The organism is Neorhizobium alkalisoli (genome assembly GCF_002968635.1).
GTDB classification, from domain to species: domain Bacteria; phylum Pseudomonadota; class Alphaproteobacteria; order Rhizobiales; family Rhizobiaceae; genus Neorhizobium; species Neorhizobium alkalisoli.
The window spans coordinates 378,391-402,623 of the sequence record NZ_PVBN01000002.1 but is presented as its reverse complement, the minus strand read 5'-3'; the positions used below and the strand labels follow the sequence as shown (position 1 = coordinate 402,623).

Sequence of the window (24,233 nt, the reverse complement as noted above, 5' to 3'; positions counted from 1 at the left end):
TATCGCTGCGCTGCCCGATTAGTCGGCGGCAAGCACGATGAGCATGTCGCCGTCCGTATAGGCGACCTTCGCCGATCGGTTCGGGTTGACGACGACGCCACCGAGATTGCGGATATCCGGATCATCCGCCCGCTGGCGGCGATAGCCGAGCGCGACTTCTCCCCGCCGCAGGGCGGCGAGCCCCACCGTGAAGAAGTTCACCGGCTTCGAGATATCGATATAGTCGCTCATCGGCCGCATGTAGATCTCCGATCCGGCCTCATCCAGAAGCTCGTCGAAGATTGCCGCCATGGATTCGTTTTCCGAGGCTTGGGCGAGCATGAGGCTGACCAGCTTGTTGCTGACGACGAAATCTTCCGCACGGGTTACTTCGGCAAGTTCCCGGTTGCGCACGTCGATCATCTCGCTGACGACGCTGATATGCTTTTCGGCTTTTTCACCGATCTTGCGCAGCTGCAGGAGTGTAATCAGCGTGCGCGTATCGGCTGATTGGGCGGTCATGTCGTCACTGTATCCGAGCACCAGGACATGATCGAACGACGGGATATCGAGGTCGTCCAGCGCGCGGCGGCTGCTGGTGTCGATCACCCGGGGCTGGACGGTCAGGAGGGCCGGATCGAGTCTCAGGGCGGCGACCTCGCTTTCGAATTCCGGCGTATCCGCCGCGATCGTCAGCTGCGAGGCAGGCGCGACGTAACGGGCAAGCTCGGTCGCAATGATCGGTCCGCGGCGGTTCCAGCCGAGGATAAGGGTGCGTTCCGCCGTCTTGCCGCGTTTGATGATCGGACGGATGGCATTCTTGTCGATTCCCATGTCGCCGGTCCAGGTCTTGATCGAGGCGTCATCCTCCGAAATAATCACGGCGCGTTCGCCGGGCGCGATCACCCGGTTCGGGTTGGGGTTGAGATGGATCGCCCCGTCCGTGTCGCAAAGACCGATCAGGGTGCTGTTGTCGTAGGCGAGCACGGCATTGCCGAAGGATTTGCCGACGATATCCGGCTGGTCCAGCGTGTAGATTTCGCAGCCGTCGAAATCGAGGAGCTCGGAATAGACGGCACTCAAGCCGGCCTGGCGGCTGGTATGGACGACAATGCGGGCGATAAGGTCGTCGGCAAGGACCAGCTGCATTTCTCCGCCGCCGACGATACGGGCGACTTCCGCGTTGTCGGCATCGCGGATTTCGGCGGCGATCATGTATTTTTGCGGGCGGCGGTTCGGATCGTTCACCAAGGCAAGAACAGTCTTGATGACCTGGGAGTCGGCATCGTCACCATCCGGGGACAGCACGATGATCGAACGGGATGTCTGCGGATTGACGATACTGAGATCGTAGAGATCGGTCGGATCGCCGCTACGGCAGATGATCTTGGTGTTCTTGCGGTCGGCGACCTTGGCGGCGATCTCGTCCTCCATCTCCACCTTGTCCTTGTTCGCCATGATGACGATACGCGGATTGCGGCGGCTCTGGTTGGCGATGATCAGCTCGGAGATGACGTCAAAAATGGATGGTGACCAGTTGAGGATGATCGTATGCTCGGTCTCTAGAACGCGGGAGCGCCCCTTGCGCAGCTCGTCGAGCTTTTCCTCAAGACCGGAACTGATGACGCCGATAAGTGCGGAAAAGACGAAGATCCCGGCGAGCGTCACCAGCAGCATGATGAGGCGGAAGTTCCAACCCTGATCGGCGCCCATCGTGCCTGCGTCGAAGGTGCGCATTAGCGATTCCCATGCACCCTCGATGAAACCCATCGGCTCTCCGCCTTCCGGCGCGATGCCCGTTAGCGAGAGGAAAAGACCGGCCAGGATGATGACGATCAACGAAATCAGCGCCAGCCAGCCAATCAGCGCAATCGCGCCTCCGGCCATGCTCTTGTCGAACTCATAGCGCAGCCGTGCGCCCCAGTGCTCGCGACTTTTCATCTTGTGCCCCCGCAATATTACCCCATGCAGGGCATGGCAGGATTTGCAAATGAATACAATTGCGGGCCGCCTTAGTATGAGGGCTCGCCACAGAAAAGTATTGATAAAGTAAATTTCCGCGGTCGTGGCGGAATTGGAGGATGGCGTGGTAAAAGCTTGAAGTTTCTCGGAAGCTGTCACATGGCTGTCAATCAGGAATGCTTATCGTCCGCCGCTTATCTTCGAACAGGGACGCCCCCGATGAAAAACCTTCTCTCCGCTTTCACGGCCCTCGTGGCTTTCGGCATGCTTGCCGGTGCTGCCGAGGCCGCCGATCTCGTGGTTTATACAAGCCAGCCGAACGAGGACGCCCAGGCGACCGTCGATGGCTTCAAGGCTGCCAATCCGGGGCTCGACGTGCAGTGGGTGCGCGATGGAACGCCGCAGATCATGGCCAAGCTGAATGCCGAGATTCAGGCCGGCAACCCGGCAGCCGACGTTCTGCTGATCGCCGACACCGTTACCCTCGAGCGGATGAAGCAGGCCGGCCAGCTGTTGGCCTATAAGTCGCCGGAAGCCGCCAATTTCGATACGAGCCTCTACGACGCCGACGGCTATTACCACTCCACCAAGCTGATCACCACCGGCATCATGTACAACACCCAGGCGGCGATGAAGCCGACGAGCTGGGCCGATCTCGCAAAGCGAAGCCAAGGGCCTGATCGCCATGCCAAGCCCGCTTGCGTCCGGTGCCGCCTTGATTCACGCCCAGACGCTTGCCGGCGTTCAGGGTCTCGGCTGGGACTATTACACGCAGCTCAAGGCGAATGGCGCGATCGCTGCCGGCGGCAACGGCGCGGTCCTGAAGTCCGTCGCCTCCGGCGAGAAGGCCTACGGTGTGGTCGTCGATTATCTGCCGATCCGTGAAAAGGCCAAGGGCGCGCCGGTCGAGTTCGTCTTCCCGAAGGAAGGCGTGTCCGCCGTCACCGAACCGGCTGCAATCCTTGCTTCCACCAAACATGCGGACGCTGCCAAGAAGTTCATCGACTATCTTCTGTCCGAGAACGGCCAGAAGGTCGCGGCAAAGCTTGGCTACATTCCGGCCCGCAAGGGTGTCGATCTGCCGGCCGGTTACCCGCCTCGCGATCAGATCAAGGTTCTGCCGATCAAGGCATCCGAAGCGCTCAAGAACTCGGAGAAAGACGTCAAGACCTTCTCGGATATCTTCGGCATCAAAGGCTGATATAAGCGCCTCATGACGCGAGCCTCACATCGAGGAAACAGCCAGCCACGCTGGCTGTTTCCTTTTGTCATAACAGTGATCTTCTTCCTCAGCGCGCTGCCGCTCGGGCGGCTTGCCGTGACCGGCATCGCTTCCGCAACGGGTGGCGGAGCGCGCCAGATGCTCGGCGATCCGGGGCTCTGGCAGGCGGTCTACAATACGCTCACCACCTCGTTCTTCGGCATGATAGCAGCGGTGGTGCTGGGGGGCGGATTCGCGCTGTTGCTGACGCTGTTCGACATCCGGGGCAAGACTGCGCTCGGTTTTCTTTTCATGCTGCCGACGATGATCCCGCCGCAGGTAACGGCGCTCTCGTGGATCGGCATGACGGGGCCTTCCAGTACCCTCCTCAAGGCGATCGGTATGGCGCCGCCGCTCGGCTCGCCACAGCCACTTTATTCGATCGGCGGGATCGCGCTGCTTTATGGTGTGCAGAATGCCCCGCTTGTTTATCTCTCGCTGAGAGCAGGCTTGCTCGCCTTGCCGCGTGATGGGGTGGAGGCCGCGAGGCTTGCCGGAGCATCGTCCTGGCAGGTGTTGAAGGACGTGATCCTGCCGCTGTCGCTACCGGGCTTCACGGCCGGCGCGGCGATCGCCTTCGTGTCCTGCGTCGGCAATTTCGGCATTCCGGCGATCCTCGGCATTCCGGCCTCGATCTATACGCTTCCGACTTTGATCTATTCGAAATTCGCAAGTTTCGGCCCCGGCACGTTCGGAGACGTTTCCCTTCTTTCCGCGCTCATAGGCATTCTCTCGATCGTGGGGCTTGCGGTTGAGGAGAGGGTGCTGCGGGGACGTGACTATCGCGTCATCGGCCTCTCCGGGCAGGTCGCGGTCTTCCGGCTGGGCAGCTGGCGCTGGCCGGCGGAACTGGGGCTCTGGCTGACGATCTTCGTGATCCTCTTCATGCCGCTGACCGCCCTTATCGCCAGTTCGCTGGCGCCCGCCTACGGCGTGCCGCTGAACACTTCGACCGCTACGCTCCACGCTTATCGGGAAATCCTCTTCCGGCAGGCGGTGACGCGCACCGCCTTCACCAATTCGATCGGTCTCTCGCTTGCGACGGCCTTCGGTCTCCTGGTGGTGACAGTGCTCACCGGTTACTTTCTGGTGCGGGGAAAAAGCCGCTTTACCCGCGTCATTTCGGCACTGGCGGAAATTCCGTATGCGCTGCCCGGCATTGTGCTCGCGGTCGCCTTCATCCTGCTTTTCGCGGCCCCCATCCCTGTTATCGGCGTCTCCATCTACGGCACGATCTGGATCATTCTGATCGCGTATTTTTCGAGCTTCTTCGCTGTCAGCCTCAAGCCCGTCGTCAGCGCCTTTCGTCAGGTCGATCCATCGCTCGAGGAGGCGGCAAGGCTTGCGGGTGCTGGCTTCAGCCGCCGGCTTAGAGACATCCTCGTGCCGCTGGTGGCGCCGGCGGCGGGTGCCTCGGTGATCCTCGTCTTTCTGATCGCCTGCAATGAACTGACCATCTCTGCGCTTCTCTGGTCGGCGGGTACGCAGACGCTCGGTGTGGCGATCTACAATCTCGACGACAGCGGCAGTTTCAATCTCGCGTCGGCGCTTTCCGTGCTCGTCGTGATTATGGTGGTCGCGATGATGCTAGCGCTGGAGCTGATGGCGAAACGATTGCCGAAAGGTGTGGTGCCGTGGCGAAGCTGATCCTCAACCGCCTCTCAAAATCGTTCGAGACGGGTGGCAGACCCGCAGTCAACGACGTGTCGCTGACCGTAAGAGAAGGCGGCTTTCTGGCGCTTCTGGGGCCATCTGGCTGCGGCAAGACGACGGTCCTGCGGATGATCGCCGGTTTCGAGCAGCCGACCGACGGTTCCATCCTGCTCGGCGAACGGGTGCTGGCGGACGCAAGCGACATGGTGGCGCCCGAGCACCGCAACATGGCGATGGTCTTCCAGTCCTACGCGCTCTGGCCGCATATGAGCGTCGCCGAAAATGTCGGCTATCCGCTCAAGGTTCGCGGCGTTTCCGGCGAAAAGCGGCAGCGCAAGGTCAGGGAGGCGCTCGCCGCCGTCCGGCTGGAAGGCTATGCCGACCGCCGTCCTGCCGATCTCTCCGGCGGGCAGCGCCAGCGCGTCGCGCTTGCCCGTTGCCTGGTTACGGAACCCGACGTGGTCCTGCTGGACGAGCCGCTTGCCAATCTCGACCGCCACTTGCGCCAGGAGATGGAGGAGACTTTTCGCGAGTTCCATGCCCGCTCGGGTGCGACGATGATCTATGTCACCCACGATCAGGCGGAAGCGATGGCGCTGGCGACGGATGTGGCTGTCATGTCGGAAGGACGGTTGCTGCAGGTGGCGACGCCGGAGGAGATCTATGCGCGGCCGGAGGGCCGCCTCGTCGGCGGGCTGGTCGGACTAGGGACGGTCCTTTCGCTCCCATTACCGCATGATGACAAGCGCCTTCTGGATTGGGCCGCATTGCAGGCGATGCTGGCGAGATCCGGCAACGGACCGACCGCGGATGTGCTCGTGCGTCCGCAGGATGTCGAGGTGGCGCCGGAAGGCCTGCCGGCTACGGTGCTTTCCGTTCTGTTCGAAGGTGAGCGTTACGCCTTGCGCCTGGCCCTGCCGGATGGACAGGCTGTGCGAGCCTTCAGCCGTCAGCCGGTGAAGGTTGGCGACCAGCTATCCGTGGTGATCAACTCTGCCTGGAGATTGTAGCCAGACTGGTGCGTGCTAGTTATGGTGCCGAAGCAACAAGGGTTTCCGTATGTTGCTGCGACTTGGCACCTTCAATATCGAAAATCTGATGACGCGTTTTGATTTTTCCGGTTGGCGCAACCAGCTTCGCCAGGATCGCGTCCTCAGGCTCTACGACGTGCAGGACAAGGCGATCTATCAGCAGCTTGAGCAGGCTCGCATGATTGCCGAGACGGACGATACGCGCCAGCTTTCGGCGCTTGCCATTGCGGAAGCGGATGCCGATATCCTCTGCCTGCAGGAGGTCGATAACATGCCGGCGCTGGAGGCCTTCGAATACGGCTACCTCTACCGTATGGTCGGCAATGGCTATCGCCAGAAGTATCTTGTCGAAGGCAACGATTCCCGCGGCATCGATGTGGCGGTGCTGATGCGCGAGAATACCCGGACCGGCGAGAGGATCGAGGTGGTGGATGTCCGCAGCCACGCCATGCTGACCTATCAGGATCTCGGCCTCTTCAACGATGAACTCGCCCTGACCAACCAGGCATATGACAAGATCTTCAAGCGGGACTGCCTGGAACTGGATCTGAAGATCGGGGGAAAGCCGTTTTCGCTCTACGTTGTCCATTTCAAATCCATGAGCGCCCGCGACAATGGCGATGGACGGACCGGCACGATGGCGATCCGGGTCGCCGAGGCGAGGGCGGTGCGCCAGATCATCGAACGCCGTTTCGGCACGGGCCGGACCGCGGACAGGGACTTTGCCATCTGCGGCGACATGAACGACTACCAGGAGAAGGTGCAGGTGACCGGCACCCGGCGCGAGGGCTACCGCTTCGAGCCGCGGCAGGAAGATGTCAGCGCCCTCGACGTATTCACGGATGACGGTTTTGTTCTCAATCCCGTGCAGCGACGGGATGTGATGGATCGCTGGACGCTTTACCATGCCCGCGGGCCGGAAGAGCAGCATCTTTGCCAGCTGGATTACATCTGGTTGTCGCCAGCGCTTGCCGAGCGCAATCGGGATGCAATTCCCGAAATCGTCAGAGGCGGCCAGCCCTATCGCACGGTTTTTCCTCCCGGCCAGGAGGTGGAGCGCTTTCCGCGGGTCGGCTGGGATCGGCCGAAGGCTTCCGACCACTGTCCTGTCGTGATGACGCTGGAGCTTGCATGACCGCCGAACTTTCCGAGGATTTTGCCGGCTGGCCGCCGGAGAAGACGGTCTTTCATGTAAAGAGCGTTCGGATGCGCGTTCTCGCAGGCGATCATCCCTTCCACATTGCAGAGCGGAAGTCCGCTGCCGAAAACTGGGTGCAGGAGGTTGCTGCCAAACCGGCGCTGTTCGACGGGCGGATGGTTCTTCAGCGGCGGATCGGCCTGGGGCAGGACGGGCTTTTCAGCGAGGGGCACGTCATTCCCTTCTCCACCTTTCTCTGGTGGCGAAAGCAGCCGGAACGGCACGGTGGTCTTCACATCTACGCCTATCCGGTTCTCGAGTCGTCTGACGGTGCCCTGATTGCAATCCGGATGGGTGAGCATACCGCCAATGCAGGCATGGTCTATTTTGCCTGTGGCTCCTTCGAGCCGGAGGACGTCGCAGACGGTTTCTGCGATCCGGAGCGCAACATGCGGCGCGAGGTGCTGGAGGAAACGGGGATCGACCTGCAGGACGCGACGGTAAGCCCGGGATATTATGTGGCTCACTTTCACCGGGCGGTGACCTTGTTTCGTCTTTTTCGTTTTGAACTGACGGCGGATGAGATGATCGCCCGCATCGAGCGGCATATGCAGATCGCCGAGGACAAGGAAATTGCCGGCCCAGTGGCGATCCAGTCGGCAGACCATGCCGCCCATCCTTACAACGTCGGAATGCTGCCGGTTCTCGACTGGTATTTCCGAGAGAGGCAAACCCATGCCGAATAGGGTTGCGCCGGACAAACCGGTCGGGCAGTTTGGCGCAATCGGATTCATGGAGGGAGTTGCCGTTGGCGCGTCGCTACAGCATCTATGACGTCTTTACCGATAAGAAGCTTTCCGGCAATCCGCTGGCAGTGATTTTCGACGCGGACGGTCTGGCAGATGAGGCCATGCAGGCTATCGCCAAGGAAATGAATCTTTCCGAAACCGTTTTTGTGCAGCCCTCCGAAAATCCCGCCTATGCTGCACGGCTACGCATTTTTACCCCCGGCAGGGAGCTGCCTTTCGCAGGGCATCCGACGGTCGGTACGGCGGTCGCGCTTGCCGAACGTGACTACGGGACAGGTAGCGTCGAGATGGATCTCGTCTGCGTGCTGGAGGAAAATGTCGGACCGGTGCGCTGCGCGGTGCGTCTACGCGCGGGGGAGGTTGGATTTGCCGAGTTCGACATGCCCAGAAAGTCTCAGCAGATCAGCTTGCCGCTCGATCGACAGGGTCTGGCCGATGCGCTGAGCGTCAAGCAGACGGATATCGGCTTCGAGAATCACGTCGTCTCGATCTGGAGTGCAGGCGTGCCGTTCGTGATGATTCCGCTGCACAATATCGGGGTCGTCCGAAACCTCGAGTTCGACGCGGTCCTGTGGGAGAAAGCTGCCCCGTTTGTCGAGGGTGGACTGGCTTCCGCCTATGTCTATTGCCGCGGCGGCGTGCACCATCAGGCGAAATTCCACGCGCGAATGTTCTCGCCGGATATGGGTATTTCGGAAGATCCGGCAACGGGCGCGGCGGTCGCTGCTCTGTCAGGCGCCATCCGCCACTTCGATTCGCTTCCGGACGGGCACCATCCGATCCTGGTGGAGCAGGGGATCGAGATGGGCAGACCATCCTACATTCATCTGCATATCGACGTGAAGGACGCCGATATCGCAAGGGGCCGCATCGGCGGGCAGGCGGTGCGGATTGCAGAAGGCAATCTGGATATCTGACGACACCGATTTTTCGTCTATGACACAGGCTATACTAAGCCGTTGAAAGGGTTTCCCTTTGGCCAGGAGCAGCCATGCGGCCCGACTTGGACGCCGCCGGGTTTTCGCCTGCATTGATTTTTTGACTGCTCGGGCAAATAATTTTCGCAGGAGCGCTGGACAAGCCGGAAGATCCCCTTTATACGCCCTCACACCGCTGGCGAGGACGCCTCGCCGCAGTTGGTTCTTGGGTGATTAGCTCAGTTGGTAGAGCAGCTGACTCTTAATCAGCGGGTCGTAGGTTCGAGCCCTACATCACCCACCATTCTTTCTGGTCATGGATTTACAGTCGAGCACGATTTCGCGGTGTAAACATCCGTGATTCAGACCTTGGTCCAATTCGCTTTTTAAGCGGAACCGAGAGGCTTCGATCGGCATTTGGAGCGTAAAACCTATAACGGGAGCGCTGCCATGAAGCCCATACTTTTCTTCTTAGCAAGCCTTGTGCTGCTGGTGCTGGTCTTCTTGAGCGGCGTGATCATTACCGCCAATGTGATCGCCGAACCAGAGCCGCATAAATTCGCTCACATGGATACACCGGACCTCTGGACTACCAAGCCGAAACAGGTGGACACGGCCGATCAGAATTTGGAACGATTGCCGGCGGTTGCCGCATCGGACCCGACGGCCGCACCTGCTCCAACACCGGTGGCGGCATCGACTGGCGGGAGCGAGCCCACGCCTGATGCGATCGACAACACCGTTACTGCCTCAGTCGGTTCGAAGCCGTCGGACGAAATGACCAATCCGATGCCCATTGCCCAAGATGTCGGCGGTACCATCCCTCCATCTCCGTTGGTAACTCCGGCTCAGGCTCAGTGGTGTTTTGCCCGCTATCGCTCCTACCGCGTCGAGGACAATAGTTATCAGCCCTATGGTGGAAGTTCGCGACGTCAGTGCAAGGCGCCGGGAGCTACGGTGACACAAGCTGCCGCACCTATCGCGGAGGACGTCGCGGCCGGGCCGGACGATCGGCAAATGTCACGGGATGACGGGCGGCCTCCTCAACGGCAGGAAATCCCGTATGATGATCAGCCGGCTTACGGCATCGAGGCCGATTATGCGGAACCTGAGGCAGCCGATAGTGCTACTCCGGTAGGGGTGCATGAGGAATGGTGCTTCGGCCGCTATCGCTCCTATCGGCCCGACGACAACAGCTACCAGCCCTTCGATGGCGGCCCGCGCCGCGCCTGTCAGTCGCCATACGGCTAAGCAGCCGGCGCGGCGATCCGTTGTTCCATTTGCCGGAGACAAAGGGCGAGGGCGAACCCGAGCAGCGTAGTGGCGAGGATATAATAGGGCGCCCCGGACCAGCCGGAGATGCCGACGATCGATGCAAGCAGCATCGGACCGAAGCACTGGCCGATATTGGAACCTTGCATCACGAAACCGCTGAATGTCCCGACCAGATCGCGGCGAGGGGCATAGACAGGCAGGGCACCCATGATCGTTGCGGGTAGGAGACCGCCGGAGATGGCGTAAGCCACGGCGGCCCCATAACGCATCCAGAGCGGAAAGCCGTGGCCGAAGACGACAAAGGCGGTGAGCGTCAGCAAGAGGCAGGGGCCGGCAATGAGCGTCCAGCGGGACGCGCCCCAACGGGCAAGGATACCGCCCAACACATTGCCGACGGCATTGGCCAGCACGGCAAGTGCCGTCATTATCGAGGCGGCGGTAAGGCCGATCCCCATTTCCTCGATGAGCAATGTCGGCAGAAAGCCGAAGACGGCCATGAAACTGGAACTGTAGGCAAGGAAGATGCCGGCAATGATCCATGAGATCGGTCGTATGGCAGTCAGGCCGACGGCGGACGCAAGCGATGTCGAGGATCGGTCGGCGTGAACAGGCCTTGGGATCTTCATGAGCATCAGGGCGATCATTGGGATCAGGCAGGCGGCGGCCGCAAAAACCCAGGACCCGCGCCAGCCGAAACTCGGCAGCAGAAAAGGCGAGACCATCATCATTGCCGACACACCCGCGGGAAGCCAGATACCCCAAAGAGCAAAAGCGAGACCGGTGTCGCGCGGCTGGATGGACGCTGCGATCAAACCGGGTGCTGCGACGGACGCCATGATCAGCCCAACACTCTCGATGGCGCGGCTTGCGAAGAGCAGCATCTCCGAATTCGAGCCGGCACCCACAAGACTTCCGAGGACCAGCAGGCCGAGCCCGAGCGCCATGGCGCGCCGGTGGGTGAGGTAATCCGTAAAGCGGCCGATAAATATGCCGCAAGCTGCCCCAAGGACGCTCACCAGGCCCATAAGCCACCCGGCAGCGACCAGATCGATGCCGAGTTCGGTACGGAGCATGGGGATCGCGGGGGGTACCTTGCCGATGTGAAGAGCGGCTGCGATGCCACCCATAACGGCGACTGCGACATGTCCCCAGCGTGTCATGCTTTGCCTAATCCGATCACCAACGAAGACCCCTCAGGCAGCGCTTTATCATCGGCAGATGAGTCGAGGCATCAAAATTCCGAAGGCACGACTTCGGCCGGGAGGGACGATATCTCTAGCTGGCCTTGCGGATCTGCTCGCGATTTTCCTCGATCTTCAGGTTCTGCACGAGCTTGGCGAGCCAGTCGACGAAAACCCGCACCTTGTTGCTGAGGTGGCGCGTCTGCGGATAGACGATGTAGAGAGGCAGGGATTCGCAATTCCAGTCGGGGAGCACCTGAACCAGATCGCCTTTCTCCACGGCCTCACGCACCATGAAGCGCGGCGATTGGACGATGCCCATGCCGGAGATGGCGGCATTCAGGTAGGAGCGGGCATCATTGACGGACACGATGTAGTTCGGCGTAATCTCCACGATCTCTTCGCCTCGTGTGAATTCCATCGTCATCACGCGGCCCGCGTTGGCATTCAGATACCCCACCGAAAAATGATCGGCGCCAAGGTCCCTGGGATGTTCGGGCACCCCTTTGTTGCGGATATAGAGGGGCCCAGCGTAGGCCTGCATGCCGATCTCGCCCACCTTGCGGGCGATCAACGACTGGTCGGTCGGCGTACCGGCACGCAGCGCGCAGTCGACGTTTTCGGCAATGTAATCCACCAGCCTGTCGCCGACGCCGATATCCAGCTTGATCTGCGGATACCGTTGATAGAAGTCGCAGAGCGACGGTATGACGAGCAGATCCGCGAAGGCGCCCGCCATCTCGACCCGTACACGGCCGGATGGTTGGGTCTGGGAATTGGACATGCTGCCGTCAAGCTCATCCAGCTCGGACAGGATTTGCACGGCCCGCTCGTAGTAGAGCGCGCCATCGGTCGTCACCATCACCCTGCGAGTCGTCCGGTTGAGCAGCGTCGTGCGAAGACGTCCTTCTAGACTCTGAACAAGGTTGGTGACCGTGGTCTTCGGCATATTGAGGGTCGCGGCAGCGCGCGTGAAATTGCCGGTTTCCACCACGCGCACGAATACGCGCATTGCTGAAAGCTGGTCCATGGGATCTGTCTCCGCTGCGTTGCAGCATTGTCCTGAAATTTGGAACAGTGTTGTCGAATGTCGTGATCTAGTATGATTTTGCTCGAATAATAATATCAGCTTTGAAATTGGCGACAAGCACCCCTGTCACTAAGGGTGTCGAGCGAGATTTTTCAATGACGGTGCAATGGGAAAATATAGCTTTCGACAGGTCGGCCAAGCCGCCTGTGCCCATGCGTCTGTATGAAAGTACGGCAAAGGGCAAGACGCCGCCACTGGTGCTTTATCTTCGGGGAGGAGCCTTTCTGGATGAAGGGCGCGCCGAACCGGAGCGTCCGATAGGCAAAGCTCTGGCGGAGACCGGTGCGGTGGTGCTGGAGGCCGACTACAGCAGCGTTTCGCACAACGTTTTTCCTCAGGCGATGGAATGCGCCTTCATGGCGCTTGATTGCCTGAGCAGCCGACGCAAACAATTCGGGGGCGCAAAGTCTCTGTTGCTGGTTGCCGGTGACGAAGCCGGAGGCAATGTCGCAGCCGGTGTGGCTTTGAAGGCGCGGGACCAGATGCCGGGTCAGTTGAGCGGCCAGGTCCTTCTGTCGCCGATGATCGATCCGATGATGGCGACGCGGTCCTTCCGCAAAGCGGATGAAATCGGCATGGGCGAGCGTTGGGCAGCGGGCTGGAGCCATTATCTCCGCTCGGCATGCGGGTTCCAGCACCCTTACGCAGTCCCCTGTCTCTGTTCGCGGCTTTCGGGCGTTGCGCCGGCTTTGATCGTGACATCGGACGACGATCCGTTGCGGGACGAGTCGGTTGGTTATGCTGATCGGCTAGCCGCTTCCGGAGTTTCGGTGCGACGTAAGATTTTCCCGGCCGGCTGTGGCTGGACGGGCATTTACAGGGACGGCGACGGCAAATGGATGGAGTCATTGTGCTCCGAGTTTGCCGGATTCGTCCAAGAATTAAGTGCGTAACGTGTAATATTTTGAAGGCAATAGCGGCCGGTTTACTGGGCCGCAAGGAGAGTACAATGACATCGAAGATCAAGAACTGGGCCCTATGGGGCACCGGACTGGGCACGGCCGCCCTGATCGCAGGCGCCTCGGTCTATCTCGACCTGCCGCAGGGCGCCAATGCTGCGCCGGCGTCGGCATCCGCGCAGGCGCCCGCCGTTCCGGTCACCGTCGCGACGGTCGAACCACGTAGCGTAACGACATGGCAGGAGTTCTCCGGCCGGCTGGAAGCTGTCGACCGGGTGCAAATCCGTCCGCGCGTCGGCGGCATCATCCAGTCGGTCCATTTCCGTGAAGGCGGACTGGTCAAGGCGGGAGAGCTTTTGGTGACGATCGATCCGGAGCCCTACAGGGCAGCGGTCGCTCAAGCCGAAGGACAGGTTGCTTCAGCCGAGGCGAAGGTCCAGCTTGCCGCCACCGAACTGGAACGCGGCAAGAACCTTGCGGCCAAGAACACTATCTCCCAGAGTGATCTTGCCCAGCGGCAGAGCGCCCAGAGCGAGGCGTTGGCCAATCTTCAGTCCGCCAAGGCGGCCCTGAGGGTGGCGCAACTCAATCTCGACTATACGGAAATCCGTGCGCCGATCGCCGGCCGGGTCGGCAAGCTGGAAATCACCGTCGGAAATCTGGTGGCGGCCGGTTCTGAATCCTCGCCGCTGACGACCCTTGTCTCCAGTGACCCGATCTATGCGAGCTTCGACGCAAGCGAGGAACTGGTCGGTCGAATACTGGCGCAGCTCCCATCCGAGAACGACACTCCCGCAATCGAACAGGTGCCGGTTGAAGTGAGCACGCTTGCCGGCGATGGTGTTTCCATCCGCGGCAAGCTGCAGCTTATCGACAACGAGGTGAATGCGGCGAGCGGTACGATCGGCGTGCGCGCCGTCTTCGGTAATCCGGGCGGTCGCCTCCTTCCTGGCCAGTTCGTGCGGGTTCGCATGGGTCAGCCGAAGGCGGAAGATCATCTCCTGGTAACCGAGAAGGCGGTCGGGACCGATCAAGACAAGAAGTTCGTCTTCGTGGTGGATGCAAACAATACCGTCGGATACCGGCAGGTGGAGCTGGGTTCAACGGTCGACGGCATGCGCATCGTCCAAAAGGGCCTCAATGCCGGCGATCGGATCGTCGTCAACGGTCTGCAGCGGATCCGTCCCGGTGCGGTCGTAGAGCCTCAGGACGAGGCGAAGGTCGCCACGAAATAATCCGCTGACCGGTATCTGACCGGTCAGCCTCAAAATATCACCGACGCCTTTGTCGCCTGCAGCCATCCGGCTGCGGGACGGGCGCTTTCCGTTTCTTGTTCAACCCCGGAGAGAGGGCTTTGACATGAATATTTCCCGGTTTTTTATCGATAGGCCGGTCTTCGCAGCCGTCTTGTCGATCCTTATCGTGGTTGCGGGCCTTATCGGCATGCGCGCCCTTCCGATTTCCGAATATCCGGACGTGGTGCCGCCATCCGTGGTCGTACGCGCCACCTATCCCGGCGCAAACCCGACGGTCATCGCCGAGACGGTGGCAACACCGCTCGAAGAGTCGATCAACGGCGTAGAAGACATGCTCTACATGTCGAGCCAGGCGACGTCCGACGGGGTTCTCAACGTTACCGTCACCTTCAAGCTCGGCACCGACCCGGACAAGGCGCAGCAGCTCGTGCAGAACCGTGTTTCGCAAGCCGAACCTCGGCTGCCGGCGGAAGTGCGCGCGCTCGGCATCACAACGGTCAAGAGCTCACCCGACTTCATCATGGTCGTGAATCTGGTCTCCACTGGAGGCAATTACGACATCACCTATCTCCGCAACTATGCGACGCTGAACGTCAAGGACCGCCTTGCGCGGATCGAGGGTGTCGGGCAGGTGCAGGTCTTCGGGGCAGGCGACTATTCCATGCGCGTCTGGATCGATCCGCAGAAGGCGGCTGAACATTCGCTCGCCGCAAGCGACATCAGCAACGCGATCCGCTCGCAGAACGTCCAGGCCGCGGCCGGCATTATCGGTGCGTCACCGAGCCCGCAAGGCGTCAACCTGCAGCTCAACGTCAATGCCCAGGGCCGTCTGCAGACGCCGGAAGAATTCGGCAACATCATCGTCAAGAGCGGCGATAGGGGCCAGATCACCCGGCTTCGCGACGTCGCGCGCATCGAGCTCGGGGCTGCCGACTACACACTGCGCTCTCTGCTCGACGGTCAGCCGGCCGTAGCCGTCGCTGTCCTGCAGGCGCCCGGTTCGAACGCGATCGAGATCGCCGACAATGTGCGGGCAACGATGGACGAACTCCAGCTGGCCATGCCCGCCGGGGTCAAATACGAGATCGTCTACGACACCACCAAGTTCGTGCGTGCCTCGATCGAAAAGGTCATCGAGACCCTGCTCGAAGCCATCGCGCTCGTCGTTCTCGTGGTCATCCTCTTCCTTCAGACGTGGCGGGCTTCGATCATTCCGCTGATTGCCGTTCCTGTCTCGATCATCGGCACGTTCGCGGTGATGTATGCCTTCGGCTTCTCGATCAACGCGCTGACCCTCTTCGGGCTGGTCCTCGCGATCGGCATCGTCGTCGACGATGCGATCGTCGTGGTCGAAAACGTCGAACGCAATATCGAGAACGGGCTCAGTCCGCGCGACGCTACCTATCGCGCCATGAAGGAAGTGTCCGGCCCGATCATCGCGATCGCGCTGGTTCTGGTCGCGGTCTTCGTACCGCTCGCCTTCATCACCGGCCTGTCCGGCCAGTTCTACCGGCAGTTCGCGCTGACGATCGCGATTTCGACCGTGATCTCGGCAATCAACTCGCTGACATTGTCGCCGGCGCTCGCGGCGCTCCTGCTCAAGGGACATCATGCGCCGAAGGACTGGCTGACGCGGTTCATGGACCTGATCTTCGGATGGTTTTTCCGCGGCTTCAACCGGGCTTTCGGGGCGGCATCCAACGGCTACGGGAGCACGGTCGGCGGACTGCTCTCGCGCAAGAGCCTCGTGATGGTCATCTATCTCGCGCTGGTCGCCCTGACCTACAGCATGTTCAATGCCGTCCCTGGCGGGTTCGTGCCGGCACAGGACAAGCAGTACCTGATCGGTTTTGCCCAGCTTCCGGACGGTGCCACGCTCGATCGTACCGAGCAGGTGATTAAGCGCATGAGTGACATCGCCACGGAACAGCCGGGCGTCGAACATGCGATCGCCTTTCCGGGGCTATCGATCAACGGCTTCACGATCGGCTCGAATGCGGGCATCGTCTTTGCGATCCTCGACGACTTCGAAGCCCGCAAGTCGCCGGAGCTTTCCGGGGGCGCCATCGCCATGGCGTTGAACCAGAAATACGCCGGCATCCAGGATGCGTTCATCGCCATGTTCCCGCCGCCGCCGGTCAACGGCCTCGGCCAGACGGGCGGGTTCAAGCTGCAGATCGAGGACCGTGCGGGTCTGGGCAACCAAGCGCTCGACGAAGCGGCCAAGGCGGTGCTTGCCAAGGCCTACCAGACGCCGGAACTCGCCGGGATCTTCTCGAGCTTCCAGATCAACGTGCCGCAGCTTTATGCGGATCTGGACCGCGCCAAGGCCGAACAACTCGGCGTCTCGGTGACCGACGTCTTCGAAACGCTGCAGATCTATCTCGGTTCGCTCTACGTCAACGACTTCAACGCCTTCGGCCGCACCTACAGCGTCCGGGTCCAGGCGGATGCGCAATTCCGCGCTAAGCCCGAGGACATCGGCCAGCTGAAGGTCCGTTCTCAGTCCGGCCAGATGATTCCGCTCTCGGCGCTGCTGAAGGTGGATGCGCAGACAGGTCCGGAGCGCGCCACGCGGTACAACGGCTTCCTTTCTGCCGACATCAACGGCGGTCCGGCGCCGGGCTTCTCTTCGGGCCAGGCACAGGCGGCGATCGAGAAAATCCTGGATGAGACGCTGCCTTCAGGTATCGACTTCGAATGGACGGATCTCACCTATCAGCAGATCCTGGCAGGCAATTCGAGCATCGTCGTTTTCCCGCTGGCACTGCTGCTCGTCTATCTCGTGCTTGCGGCGCAGTATGAGAGCCTGACCCTGCCGCTTGCGATCATCATGATCGTGCCGATGGGTGTGCTTGCCGCCTTGACCGGGGTGTGGCTCACCGGGGGAGACAACAATATCTTCACCCAGATCGGGCTCGTGGTGCTGGTGGGGCTTTCAGCGAAGAATGCGATCTTGATCGTCGAATTCGCTCGGGAGCTGGAATTCCAGGGCCGCACGCCCTTCCAGGCGGCCGTGGAGTCGAGCCGGCTGCGCCTGCGGCCAATCCTGATGACATCCATGGCGTTCATCATGGGCGTCGTGCCGCTGGTCATCTCGACGGGGGCGGGTTCGGAAATGCGCTCCGCAATGGGTATCGCGGTCTTCTCCGGCATGATCGGAGTGACCTTCTTCGGCATCTTCATGACGCCGGTCTTCTACATGCTGGCACGTTTGCTTACCGGCGGCCGCCCTCTGCGGCAGCACGGCACGGAGGCGGCGCCCGCTCTCTCTCCAGCGGAGTAAGCTGACCTCCAGGCCGCGCGGGCTCTTCCACCGGGAGCCCGCGCGGCAATCCGTTTTTCTACAAAGCGCCGCCGTCGATGACGATCGTTTGAGCCGTCATGGCGGCGGAAGCGTTTGAAGCGAGGAACAGGCAGGGACCGACGAGGTCTTCCGCCGTCAGCACCCGCTTCAGACACTGGCGGGCAACCATCTTGCCGATGCCTTCCTCTGTCAGCCAGAGTTCCTTCTGCCGTTCGGTGACGATCATGCCCGGAAGGATGGCGTTGACGCGAATGTTCTCCGGCCCAAGCCTTCCCGCAAGACTCTTCGTCAGCCCGATGATGCCGGCCTTGGCGGTCGTGTAGGCCGGCATCTCTCCCATGTTGAGCAGATAGGCGATCGAGGAGAAGTTGACGATCGCGCCAGCGCCGGCTTTGCGCATGTGCGGTACCGCGGCCTGCGAAACGAAGAACATCTGCTTCAGATTGATCGCCTGGCTGTCGTCCCAGTATTCTTCGGTTACCGCATCGAGTTCATGCCGGTCGTCCCAGCCGGCATTGTTGACGAGCACTGAGAGCGAACCGAGCCTTGCGGCGGCTTCATCCACGGCAGCCTGCGTCTCTGCGACGTTACGCAAGTCGGCTTTCAGATAGATAACCGGGTGAGCAGACTTTTCCGACAGCCGACCCGCCAATTTTTGGCTCTGTTGCTCGGCAATGTCCAGGAACGCAACTCTGGCGCCTTGTTCCGCAAAACCTTCGACGAGAGCGGCTCCAATGCCGGATCCGCCGCCTGTGATCAGCACGCCGCGATCGGCCAGATCCGTATGCCGGACAGAAACTGCAGTCACATGCTCCTCCGCTCGCTTGTTCGCGAGCTTTATCGCAGAACGGCCGAAAGCGGCAAGACGCCAAAGTCTCGCCACTGGCTGACGCTATTTTGCGCGGCATGAGTATCGCCATGGGAATAGCGGTTGGCGTCGGTCTTGGCGCAGTTCTGGGAGAGGCATTCTTCGACAATGTCGGGATCGGCATTGCCATTGGGATCGCGTTGGGCGTCGCATGCAGCTATGCCGTGTCCCATATGCGTTCGAAATGACGACCTTCCCGGAGACGTCCGGGAAGGTCGAGGAAAAGCAGCTATTCCGCCGCCTGGCTCTGCGTCATCCCCTGGCTCGGCAGTTTCCCCGTCAGTACTTCCTCTGCGGAAGCGCGATAATTCTTGACGGAACTGGTCCATTGGCCCCACACCGCAGGATCGATCTTGTCGGCGTTGTTGCCGAGGTTCTGCAGGCGATTGTTTTCAGCTTCGGTCAAAACCTGTTTCGGCAGCGGGCCTAGATGTTTGACATCATTGGCGGAGATGCCGAGCTTTTCGCCGACGCGCCTGCCGTAATCGTCATGCACCATGAAGAAGTGCCAGACCATCCGTTCCTGCACGTCGCGCTCGCACTGGCCGAGCAGGTCGCCCATGTTGGAGACGAGATCGTCGCGCTCCCAATCCATCATCGTAGAGTAGCGGCCGCGGGCGTGGATATAGTCGTTGCGGCGTTCGATGACGCTGCGCGTCAGGCGGCCGTGGATTTCGGGGGGATTGTTCGGCGCTTCCTGCGCAGCCTCGTGCAGCCCGTTATGGATCGATGGTTCGAAGTTGATATGCGGGTTCTGTCCGGGGGCGAGGTCGCGACGGTAGGACATCTGTCCGCCGTTGAGATTGGTCGAGACCTTGGCGTTCTTGGCCTGGTTTACGGGAAGCTGAAGGTAGTTCGTGCCAACGCGATAGCGCTGGGTGTCGGAATAGGAAAACGTCCTGCCGACCAGCATCTTGTCGTCGGAAAAGTCCAAGCCGTCGACCAGCACGCCCGTGCCCATGGCGATCTGTTCGTTTTCGTTGAAATGGTCTTCGACGTTGCGGTTCAGCGTCATGACGCCGATGTGGCGAAGCGGGAAATCCTTCTCCGGCCAGATCTTGGTGTCGTCGAGCGGATCCCAGTCCAGTTCGGGATGATCGTGGTCGTCCATGATCTGGACGTACATGTCCCACCGCGGATAGTCGGCCCGCTCGATGGCTTCATAAAGATCCTTCGACGCGGAACCGAGATCCTGGCCCTGTACCTTTGCCGCTTCGGCCGCGGTCAGGCTTGCGAGGCCGCAACGCGGATGGAAGTGGTATTTCACGAGCACCGTATCGCCCTTTGCGTCGACCATCTTGTAGGTATTGACCCCAAATCCTTCCATGTGCCGGTAGCTCGCCGGAATGCCGCGCGGGCTGAACAGATGCGTCAGCATGTGCATGGATTCCGGTGTCTGGCTCATGAAGTCGAAGATACGGTTCGGCTCCTGCCGGAAGGTGATGGGGTCAGGCTTCAGCGAGTGGATCACATCCGGAAACTTGATCGCGTCGCGGATGAAGAAGACGGCAAGATTGTTGCCGACCAGGTCCCAGTTGCCATCCTCGGTGTAGAACTTCACGGCAAAGCCGCGGGGATCGCGGGCGGCTTCCGAGGAGTCGCGGCCACCGATCACGGTGGAGAAACGGATCGCCAGCGGTGTCTTCTTCCCCGCCGCCTGGAAAAGTTTTGCGCGAGTGTATTTCGAGGCGGGTTCGTCGCCGATTTTTCCGGTCGCCTCGAACTCGCCATAACAGACGAAACCGCGTGCATGGACCACGCGTTCGGGAATGCGTTCGCGATCGAAATGGGTTATCTTTTCAAGAAATGGATAGTTTTCGAGTGTCGCCGGGCCGCGGCTGCCGACTGTGCGCTGCGACTGGTTGTTCGTGATCGGGTGGCCTTGGCGGTTCGTCAAGGTGCGGTCCCCAGAGCCCTCGGGCATGCCGCCCGGAGCGCGCGGATTGGTCTTGTCGTCCATCTTCATCCCTCCTTGGAGAAAGGCGCGCCGCATCGCTTGCGGAAGCAAAGGGCGCGACCACGAGGCCGTAACTCCTGCCTAGGGACATTGTTCCTCAGAACCTCGCAATTATCGCGTCTTGGACCCTATCTGTCATTTGCCTCTATCGTGGCCACACGTTAGTCCAAGGGGGAGAAAATCCGTCGCTCGATTCCCGCACTGCGCCTCACAAAGGAACGTCCCTTGTCCTTATCGTCCGAAGCAAAGATCGTCCTTCCGGAAAAACACTATGCCGTGTTCCTGTTCGATATGGATGGGACGATCCTGAACTCGATTGCTGCTGCCGAACGCGTCTGGGGCCGATGGGCGGCGGCCATGGGGCTTGATGTGGAAAAATTCCTGCCGACCATGCACGGCAAGCGCGGCATCGACACCATCACGGCACTCAATCTTCCGGGCATTGATCCTCAGAAAGAGGCGGATGTGATCCTCCAAGGGGAAATCGAGGACGTGGAAGGGGTCGTGCCGATTCCCGGCGCCGTCGAATTCCTGTCCGCCATACCTCCGGAACGATGGGCAATCGTGACATCGTCTCCGATCGAACTTGCCAAACGCAGGCTCGAAGCTGCCGGGATTGTCCAACCGCGCTACATGGTGACCGCGGAAGATGTGACGGTCGGCAAACCGAACCCGCAGGGTTACATCCTAGGATCTGAACGGCTCGGCGTCAGACCCTCGGATGTTCTGGTGTTCGAAGACGTGCTGGCCGGTGTTCAGGCAGGGGAGGCTGCCGGCGCCGACGTCCTGGTCATCACAGCCACTCATAGTCATCCGATGGATACGACGCACCCGCGACTGCCCGGCTATAGGGATGTCATGCCGCATATCGGCGATGACGGGCGGCTCTCGGTCGTGGCGAGATCCTAGTCACGCCGGTTGCCGGCTGGTGCGCATGATCTGAACCGTGGCGAACCAGAGGATCACACCCAGCCCCAGGAGGCAGGCGGCGATTACGTACTGGATCGGATCGCGCCCGGTCCAGGGGCCGGCGAGAAAGGTGCAGGAGATTGCCCCCAGCACCGGAAGGATGGTCGGCGTGCGGAAATGCTTGTGTCCGACCTTGTCCTTGCGCAGCACCAGCACGGACACATTGACCACCGCGAAGACGCAAAGCAGCAGCAGAGCCGTCGTGCCGCCGAGGGCCGGCACGCCCCCTGCAAACAGTATGAGAGCTATCGCGAGCAGCGACGTAAAGAAGATCGCGGCATGCGGGGTCCGGCGAACCGCATGCACCCTGCCGAGCGAGGTCGGCAACACGCCTTCGCGGCTCATGCCGTAGATGAGCCGGCTCGCCATCATCATGTTGATCAAGGCGGAGTTGGCGACCGCAAACATCGTGATGACGGCGAAGATGCTGATCGGAAAGCCGGGCGCGCCGGCCTGAATTACCTTGAGGAGCGGGGTTTCCCCTTCGCCAAGCTCGTTGGCGGGCACCAGCGTGATCGCCGAGATCGCGACGAGAATGTAGATCAGGCCGGTGATGACGAGACCGCTCAGGAGGACCTTCGGAAACATACGGCTGGGTTCCTTGCACTCCTCCGCCATGTTGACCGAGTCCTCGAAGCCCACCATGGCGAAGAACGCGAGCGTGGTTGCCGCGATCACCGGCCAGAAGATGCCGCTGCCTTCCGGGGTCGCAAACGTCCAGGCGCGGGAGACATCTCCTTGGCCGCCGGCAATCGCCCAGAAGCCGACGCCGATGATGATCAGAAGGCCGGTGAGCTCGACGACCGTCAGCAGCACGTTCATCTTCAGGCTTTCGCCGACACCCCGGAAATTGATCAGACTGACCAGGACGATGAAGCCGACGGCAATCAGCGGAACGCCCCACGTTCCGAGATCGAGACCGAGAGACGTGGCAAAATTGGAGGCAAAGGCGCGCGAGGCGGTCGCCGCGGACGTGATGCCCGAGGACATGACGGCGAAGGCGACCAGGAAGGTGACGAAATGAATGCCGAACGCCTTGTTGGCATAAAGCGCCGCGCCGGCGGCGCGAGGATATTTGGTGACCAGCTCCAGATAGCTGCAGGCCGTCAACAGCGCGACGACAAAAGCCACCAGGAAGGGCAACCAGACGACGCCTCCCACCCTGGCCGCCACTTGCCCCGTAAGGGCATAGATACCGGTCCCGAGGATGTCGCCAACGATGAACAACAGGAGAAGTCCAGGGCCGATGACACGGTTAAGTTCCGTCTTTTCGTCCTGCGGTTCCGTTACCGGCTGATCCATTTTCGTCCTCCCTCTGCAAAATCTCATGCGTCTCGCTTAATGCCAGCAAAGTCTTGTTGTTCCGCCGACGCAAATGCAACCTAGGGCGTTTCCTTGAAAATGCCATGTGTGGACCTGATATGTGCCTGCATTGTGGATCTGGGCGCAACGGCATCAGGATAATCAGGAGAGTTCCATGACTTGGAATTGCAATGCCGGCGGCAAGGGGCGGGGCGCGGGGCAACTTTCCGCTGACGAAGCCTTATTGCCTGCGACAGATGCAGCCGTTTCCGACTTTCTGCATTTCTTCCGCTCCTGGATCAGCAATCCGCTGCGTGTGGCAGCCGTCGCGCCGTCCGGAGATTCGCTTGCGAGGCTGATGACCCAGGATATTGCGCCGATCGATGGCCCCGTGATCGAATTGGGGCCTGGCACCGGCGTCTTCACCCGTGCCCTGCTGGCACGAGGCGTCAGCGAATCCGATCTGACGCTGATCGAGTACGGAACGGAATTTGTTCCAGGTCTCCAGCGTCGTTTTCCGAAGGCGCGCGTGCTTCAGATGGATGCCGCGAAGCTTCACTCGGGGGATCTCTTCGAGGGCCAGCCTGTCGGTGCGGTCGTAAGCGGTCTGCCGATCCTCTCCATGTCGCCTAGAAAGGTGACGGCTATTCTGCTGGGTGCTTTTACCTATCTCCGCCCGGGAGCGGCCTTTTATCAGTTCACTTACGGCCCGCGGTGCCCGGTGCCTCGGCCGATCCTCGATAGGCTGGGCCTCAAGGCTACCCATATCGGGGGGACCATGCGCAATCTGCCGCCGGCCGCCGTATACAAGATCTCTCGCCGGAAGCCGCTGGATCATCTCCATGGCGTGCGAACCTCCGGGGAAGAAGCGTTGTTCGCAGCGCTGCCTGCCGCAGGCGAATTGGACGACTGACAGGCCGGTTGGGCCTCAGATGATGCTCAGCGTTGCGCCTGCGAGAACCAGATAGCGACTGGCCTTGCCTATAAAGACGAGGATCAGGAAGATCGGCAAAGGCTCCTTCATGACCCCGGCGGCAACAGTGACCGCGTCGCCGCCAATCGGCAGCCAGCTCAGCAGAAGCGACCATTTTCCGTATTTCTGATACCAGATTTGCGCCCGCTCGAGCTTTTCGGGTGTGACGGGAAACCAGCGCCTGTCTCGAAACTGCTCGACCCCGCGTCCGATGAACCAGTTGACCGCAGCGCCCAGCGTATTGCCGACCGACGCCACGAGAAGCAGTCCCGCGAGCGAATACCGATCGCTGAGGATCAGTCCCACAAGGATCGCTTCCGACTGCATCGGAAAAATGGTGGCGGCGATGAAGGCTGCGGAGAAAAGGCCCGCGTAGGCGGCAAAATCGAACATGATCAAGACTTGG

Annotated in this window: 19 protein-coding genes, 1 tRNA gene and 1 pseudogene; 14 read left to right on the top strand and 7 right to left on the bottom strand. The window is 60.9% G+C overall.

The window, feature by feature from the left end; genetic code table 11:
* Positions 1 to 18: 18 nt before the first annotated feature.
* Positions 19 to 1,920, bottom strand: coding sequence for a CASTOR/POLLUX-related putative ion channel (locus C5L13_RS06435; protein WP_105382418.1), 1,902 nt, complete (start codon positions 1,918 to 1,920; stop codon positions 19 to 21).
* Between the two features lie 240 nt (positions 1,921 to 2,160).
* Here C5L13_RS06435 and C5L13_RS06430 point away from each other — a divergent pair.
* The 8 genes and pseudogenes from C5L13_RS06430 to C5L13_RS28925 all read left to right on the top strand — a co-directional run bounded on the left by C5L13_RS06430 (position 2,161) and on the right by C5L13_RS28925 (position 10,001).
* A pseudogene (locus C5L13_RS06430) lies at positions 2,161 to 3,142 on the top strand (ABC transporter substrate-binding protein).
* Between the two features lie 12 nt (positions 3,143 to 3,154).
* Positions 3,155 to 4,849 (top strand): ABC transporter permease, encoded by a 1,695-nt coding sequence (locus C5L13_RS06425; RefSeq protein WP_105382417.1) that lies wholly within the window; start codon positions 3,155 to 3,157, stop codon positions 4,847 to 4,849.
* The gene (locus C5L13_RS06420; protein WP_105382416.1) at positions 4,837 to 5,865 is read left to right on the top strand and encodes an ABC transporter ATP-binding protein; all 1,029 of its coding nucleotides are present in this window, start codon (positions 4,837 to 4,839) and stop codon (positions 5,863 to 5,865) included. The genes C5L13_RS06425 and C5L13_RS06420 overlap by 13 nt, the downstream gene beginning before the upstream one ends.
* Before the next feature lie 49 nt (positions 5,866 to 5,914).
* Complete coding sequence (locus C5L13_RS06415) at positions 5,915 to 7,021, top strand: endonuclease/exonuclease/phosphatase family protein (protein WP_105382415.1); 1,107 nt, start codon at positions 5,915 to 5,917, stop codon at positions 7,019 to 7,021.
* Positions 7,018 to 7,770, top strand: a complete 753-nt coding sequence (locus C5L13_RS06410) for a DNA mismatch repair protein MutT (RefSeq protein WP_105382414.1) — start codon at positions 7,018 to 7,020, stop codon at positions 7,768 to 7,770. Before C5L13_RS06415 ends, C5L13_RS06410 begins: the two co-directional genes overlap by 4 nt.
* Positions 7,771 to 7,832: 62 nt before the next feature.
* Positions 7,833 to 8,750: a PhzF family phenazine biosynthesis protein gene (locus tag C5L13_RS06405; protein ID WP_105382413.1), complete on the top strand. Its 918-nt coding sequence runs from the start codon at positions 7,833 to 7,835 to the stop codon at positions 8,748 to 8,750.
* Between the two features lie 228 nt (positions 8,751 to 8,978).
* Positions 8,979 to 9,054 (top strand) — tRNA-Lys (locus C5L13_RS06400).
* Between the two features lie 146 nt (positions 9,055 to 9,200).
* On the top strand, positions 9,201 to 10,001 hold the full coding sequence (locus tag C5L13_RS28925) for a BA14K family protein (protein ID WP_170117214.1): 801 nt from the start codon (positions 9,201 to 9,203) through the stop codon (positions 9,999 to 10,001).
* Here the strand turns inward: C5L13_RS28925 and C5L13_RS06390 are convergent.
* The gene (locus C5L13_RS06390; RefSeq protein WP_105382412.1) at positions 9,998 to 11,185 is read right to left on the bottom strand and encodes an MFS transporter; all 1,188 of its coding nucleotides are present in this window, start codon (positions 11,183 to 11,185) and stop codon (positions 9,998 to 10,000) included. The genes C5L13_RS28925 and C5L13_RS06390 overlap by 4 nt on opposite strands.
* A gap of 115 nt (positions 11,186 to 11,300) precedes the next feature.
* On the bottom strand, positions 11,301 to 12,236 hold the full coding sequence (locus C5L13_RS06385; RefSeq protein ID WP_105382411.1) for a LysR family transcriptional regulator: 936 nt from the start codon (positions 12,234 to 12,236) through the stop codon (positions 11,301 to 11,303).
* 155 nt (positions 12,237 to 12,391) lie between these two features.
* Here C5L13_RS06385 and C5L13_RS06380 point away from each other — a divergent pair, with 155 nt between their 5' ends.
* The 3 genes from C5L13_RS06380 to C5L13_RS06370 all read left to right on the top strand — a co-directional run bounded on the left by C5L13_RS06380 (position 12,392) and on the right by C5L13_RS06370 (position 17,737).
* Positions 12,392 to 13,189: an alpha/beta hydrolase fold domain-containing protein gene (locus C5L13_RS06380; RefSeq protein ID WP_105382410.1), complete on the top strand. Its 798-nt coding sequence runs from the start codon at positions 12,392 to 12,394 to the stop codon at positions 13,187 to 13,189.
* Positions 13,190 to 13,245: 56 nt separating this feature from the next.
* Positions 13,246 to 14,430 (top strand): efflux RND transporter periplasmic adaptor subunit, encoded by a 1,185-nt coding sequence (locus C5L13_RS06375; protein WP_105382409.1) that lies wholly within the window; start codon positions 13,246 to 13,248, stop codon positions 14,428 to 14,430.
* Positions 14,431 to 14,554: 124 nt separating this feature from the next.
* On the top strand, positions 14,555 to 17,737 hold the full coding sequence (locus tag C5L13_RS06370; protein WP_105382408.1) for an efflux RND transporter permease subunit: 3,183 nt from the start codon (positions 14,555 to 14,557) through the stop codon (positions 17,735 to 17,737).
* 58 nt (positions 17,738 to 17,795) lie between these two features.
* Here the strand turns inward: C5L13_RS06370 and C5L13_RS06365 are convergent, their stop codons facing one another.
* Complete coding sequence (locus tag C5L13_RS06365) at positions 17,796 to 18,566, bottom strand: SDR family NAD(P)-dependent oxidoreductase (protein WP_105382646.1); 771 nt, start codon at positions 18,564 to 18,566, stop codon at positions 17,796 to 17,798.
* A gap of 110 nt (positions 18,567 to 18,676) precedes the next feature.
* Between C5L13_RS06365 and C5L13_RS28675 the strand changes: the two genes are divergently transcribed.
* Entirely contained in the window at positions 18,677 to 18,814 is a 138-nt protein-coding gene (locus C5L13_RS28675; protein WP_170117207.1) for a hypothetical protein, read from the top strand.
* Positions 18,815 to 18,855: 41 nt separating this feature from the next.
* Here the strand turns inward: C5L13_RS28675 and C5L13_RS06360 are convergent, their stop codons facing one another.
* Positions 18,856 to 20,586: a catalase gene (locus C5L13_RS06360; protein WP_245423264.1), complete on the bottom strand. Its 1,731-nt coding sequence runs from the start codon at positions 20,584 to 20,586 to the stop codon at positions 18,856 to 18,858.
* A 222-nt stretch (positions 20,587 to 20,808) separates the two neighbouring features.
* Here C5L13_RS06360 and C5L13_RS06355 point away from each other — a divergent pair, with 222 nt between their 5' ends.
* Positions 20,809 to 21,492, top strand: a complete 684-nt coding sequence (locus tag C5L13_RS06355; RefSeq protein ID WP_280952600.1) for an HAD-IA family hydrolase — start codon at positions 20,809 to 20,811, stop codon at positions 21,490 to 21,492.
* Here the strand turns inward: C5L13_RS06355 and C5L13_RS06350 are convergent, their stop codons facing one another.
* Entirely contained in the window at positions 21,493 to 22,854 is a 1,362-nt protein-coding gene (locus C5L13_RS06350; protein ID WP_105382407.1) for an APC family permease, read from the bottom strand. It abuts the gene before it with no gap.
* Positions 22,855 to 23,029: 175 nt separating this feature from the next.
* Here C5L13_RS06350 and C5L13_RS06345 point away from each other — a divergent pair, with 175 nt between their 5' ends.
* Entirely contained in the window at positions 23,030 to 23,767 is a 738-nt protein-coding gene (locus C5L13_RS06345) for a class I SAM-dependent methyltransferase (protein ID WP_158693399.1), read from the top strand.
* 15 nt (positions 23,768 to 23,782) lie between these two features.
* On the opposite strand, the gene C5L13_RS06340 is transcribed toward C5L13_RS06345, so the two are convergent.
* Positions 23,783 to 24,220 (bottom strand): YqaA family protein, encoded by a 438-nt coding sequence (locus C5L13_RS06340; RefSeq protein WP_105382642.1) that lies wholly within the window; start codon positions 24,218 to 24,220, stop codon positions 23,783 to 23,785.
* Positions 24,221 to 24,233 lie beyond the last annotated feature (13 nt).

Excerpts from the sequence above, each read along its gene's own strand:
- C5L13_RS06415 (WP_105382415.1), top strand. The coding sequence starts at position 5,915 with ATGTTGCTGCGACTTGGCACCTTCAATATCGAAAATCTGATGACGCGT.
- C5L13_RS06375 (WP_105382409.1), top strand. The coding sequence starts at position 13,246 with ATGACATCGAAGATCAAGAACTGGGCCCTATGGGGCACCGGACTGGGC.
- C5L13_RS06435 (WP_105382418.1), bottom strand. The coding sequence starts at position 1,920 with ATGAAAAGTCGCGAGCACTGGGGCGCACGGCTGCGCTATGAGTTCGAC.
- C5L13_RS06410 (WP_105382414.1), top strand. The coding sequence starts at position 7,018 with ATGACCGCCGAACTTTCCGAGGATTTTGCCGGCTGGCCGCCGGAGAAG.
- C5L13_RS06340 (WP_105382642.1), bottom strand. The coding sequence starts at position 24,220 with ATGTTCGATTTTGCCGCCTACGCGGGCCTTTTCTCCGCAGCCTTCATC.
- C5L13_RS06425 (WP_105382417.1), top strand. The coding sequence starts at position 3,155 with ATGACGCGAGCCTCACATCGAGGAAACAGCCAGCCACGCTGGCTGTTT.
- C5L13_RS06345 (WP_158693399.1), top strand. The coding sequence starts at position 23,030 with ATGACTTGGAATTGCAATGCCGGCGGCAAGGGGCGGGGCGCGGGGCAA.
- C5L13_RS06385 (WP_105382411.1), bottom strand. The coding sequence starts at position 12,236 with ATGGACCAGCTTTCAGCAATGCGCGTATTCGTGCGCGTGGTGGAAACC.
- C5L13_RS06350 (WP_105382407.1), bottom strand. The coding sequence starts at position 22,854 with ATGGATCAGCCGGTAACGGAACCGCAGGACGAAAAGACGGAACTTAAC.
- C5L13_RS06390 (WP_105382412.1), bottom strand. The coding sequence starts at position 11,185 with ATGACACGCTGGGGACATGTCGCAGTCGCCGTTATGGGTGGCATCGCA.
- C5L13_RS28675 (WP_170117207.1), top strand. The coding sequence starts at position 18,677 with ATGGGAATAGCGGTTGGCGTCGGTCTTGGCGCAGTTCTGGGAGAGGCA.
- C5L13_RS06360 (WP_245423264.1), bottom strand. The coding sequence starts at position 20,586 with ATGGACGACAAGACCAATCCGCGCGCTCCGGGCGGCATGCCCGAGGGC.
- C5L13_RS06370 (WP_105382408.1), top strand. The coding sequence starts at position 14,555 with ATGAATATTTCCCGGTTTTTTATCGATAGGCCGGTCTTCGCAGCCGTC.
- C5L13_RS28925 (WP_170117214.1), top strand. The coding sequence starts at position 9,201 with ATGAAGCCCATACTTTTCTTCTTAGCAAGCCTTGTGCTGCTGGTGCTG.
- C5L13_RS06380 (WP_105382410.1), top strand. The coding sequence starts at position 12,392 with ATGACGGTGCAATGGGAAAATATAGCTTTCGACAGGTCGGCCAAGCCG.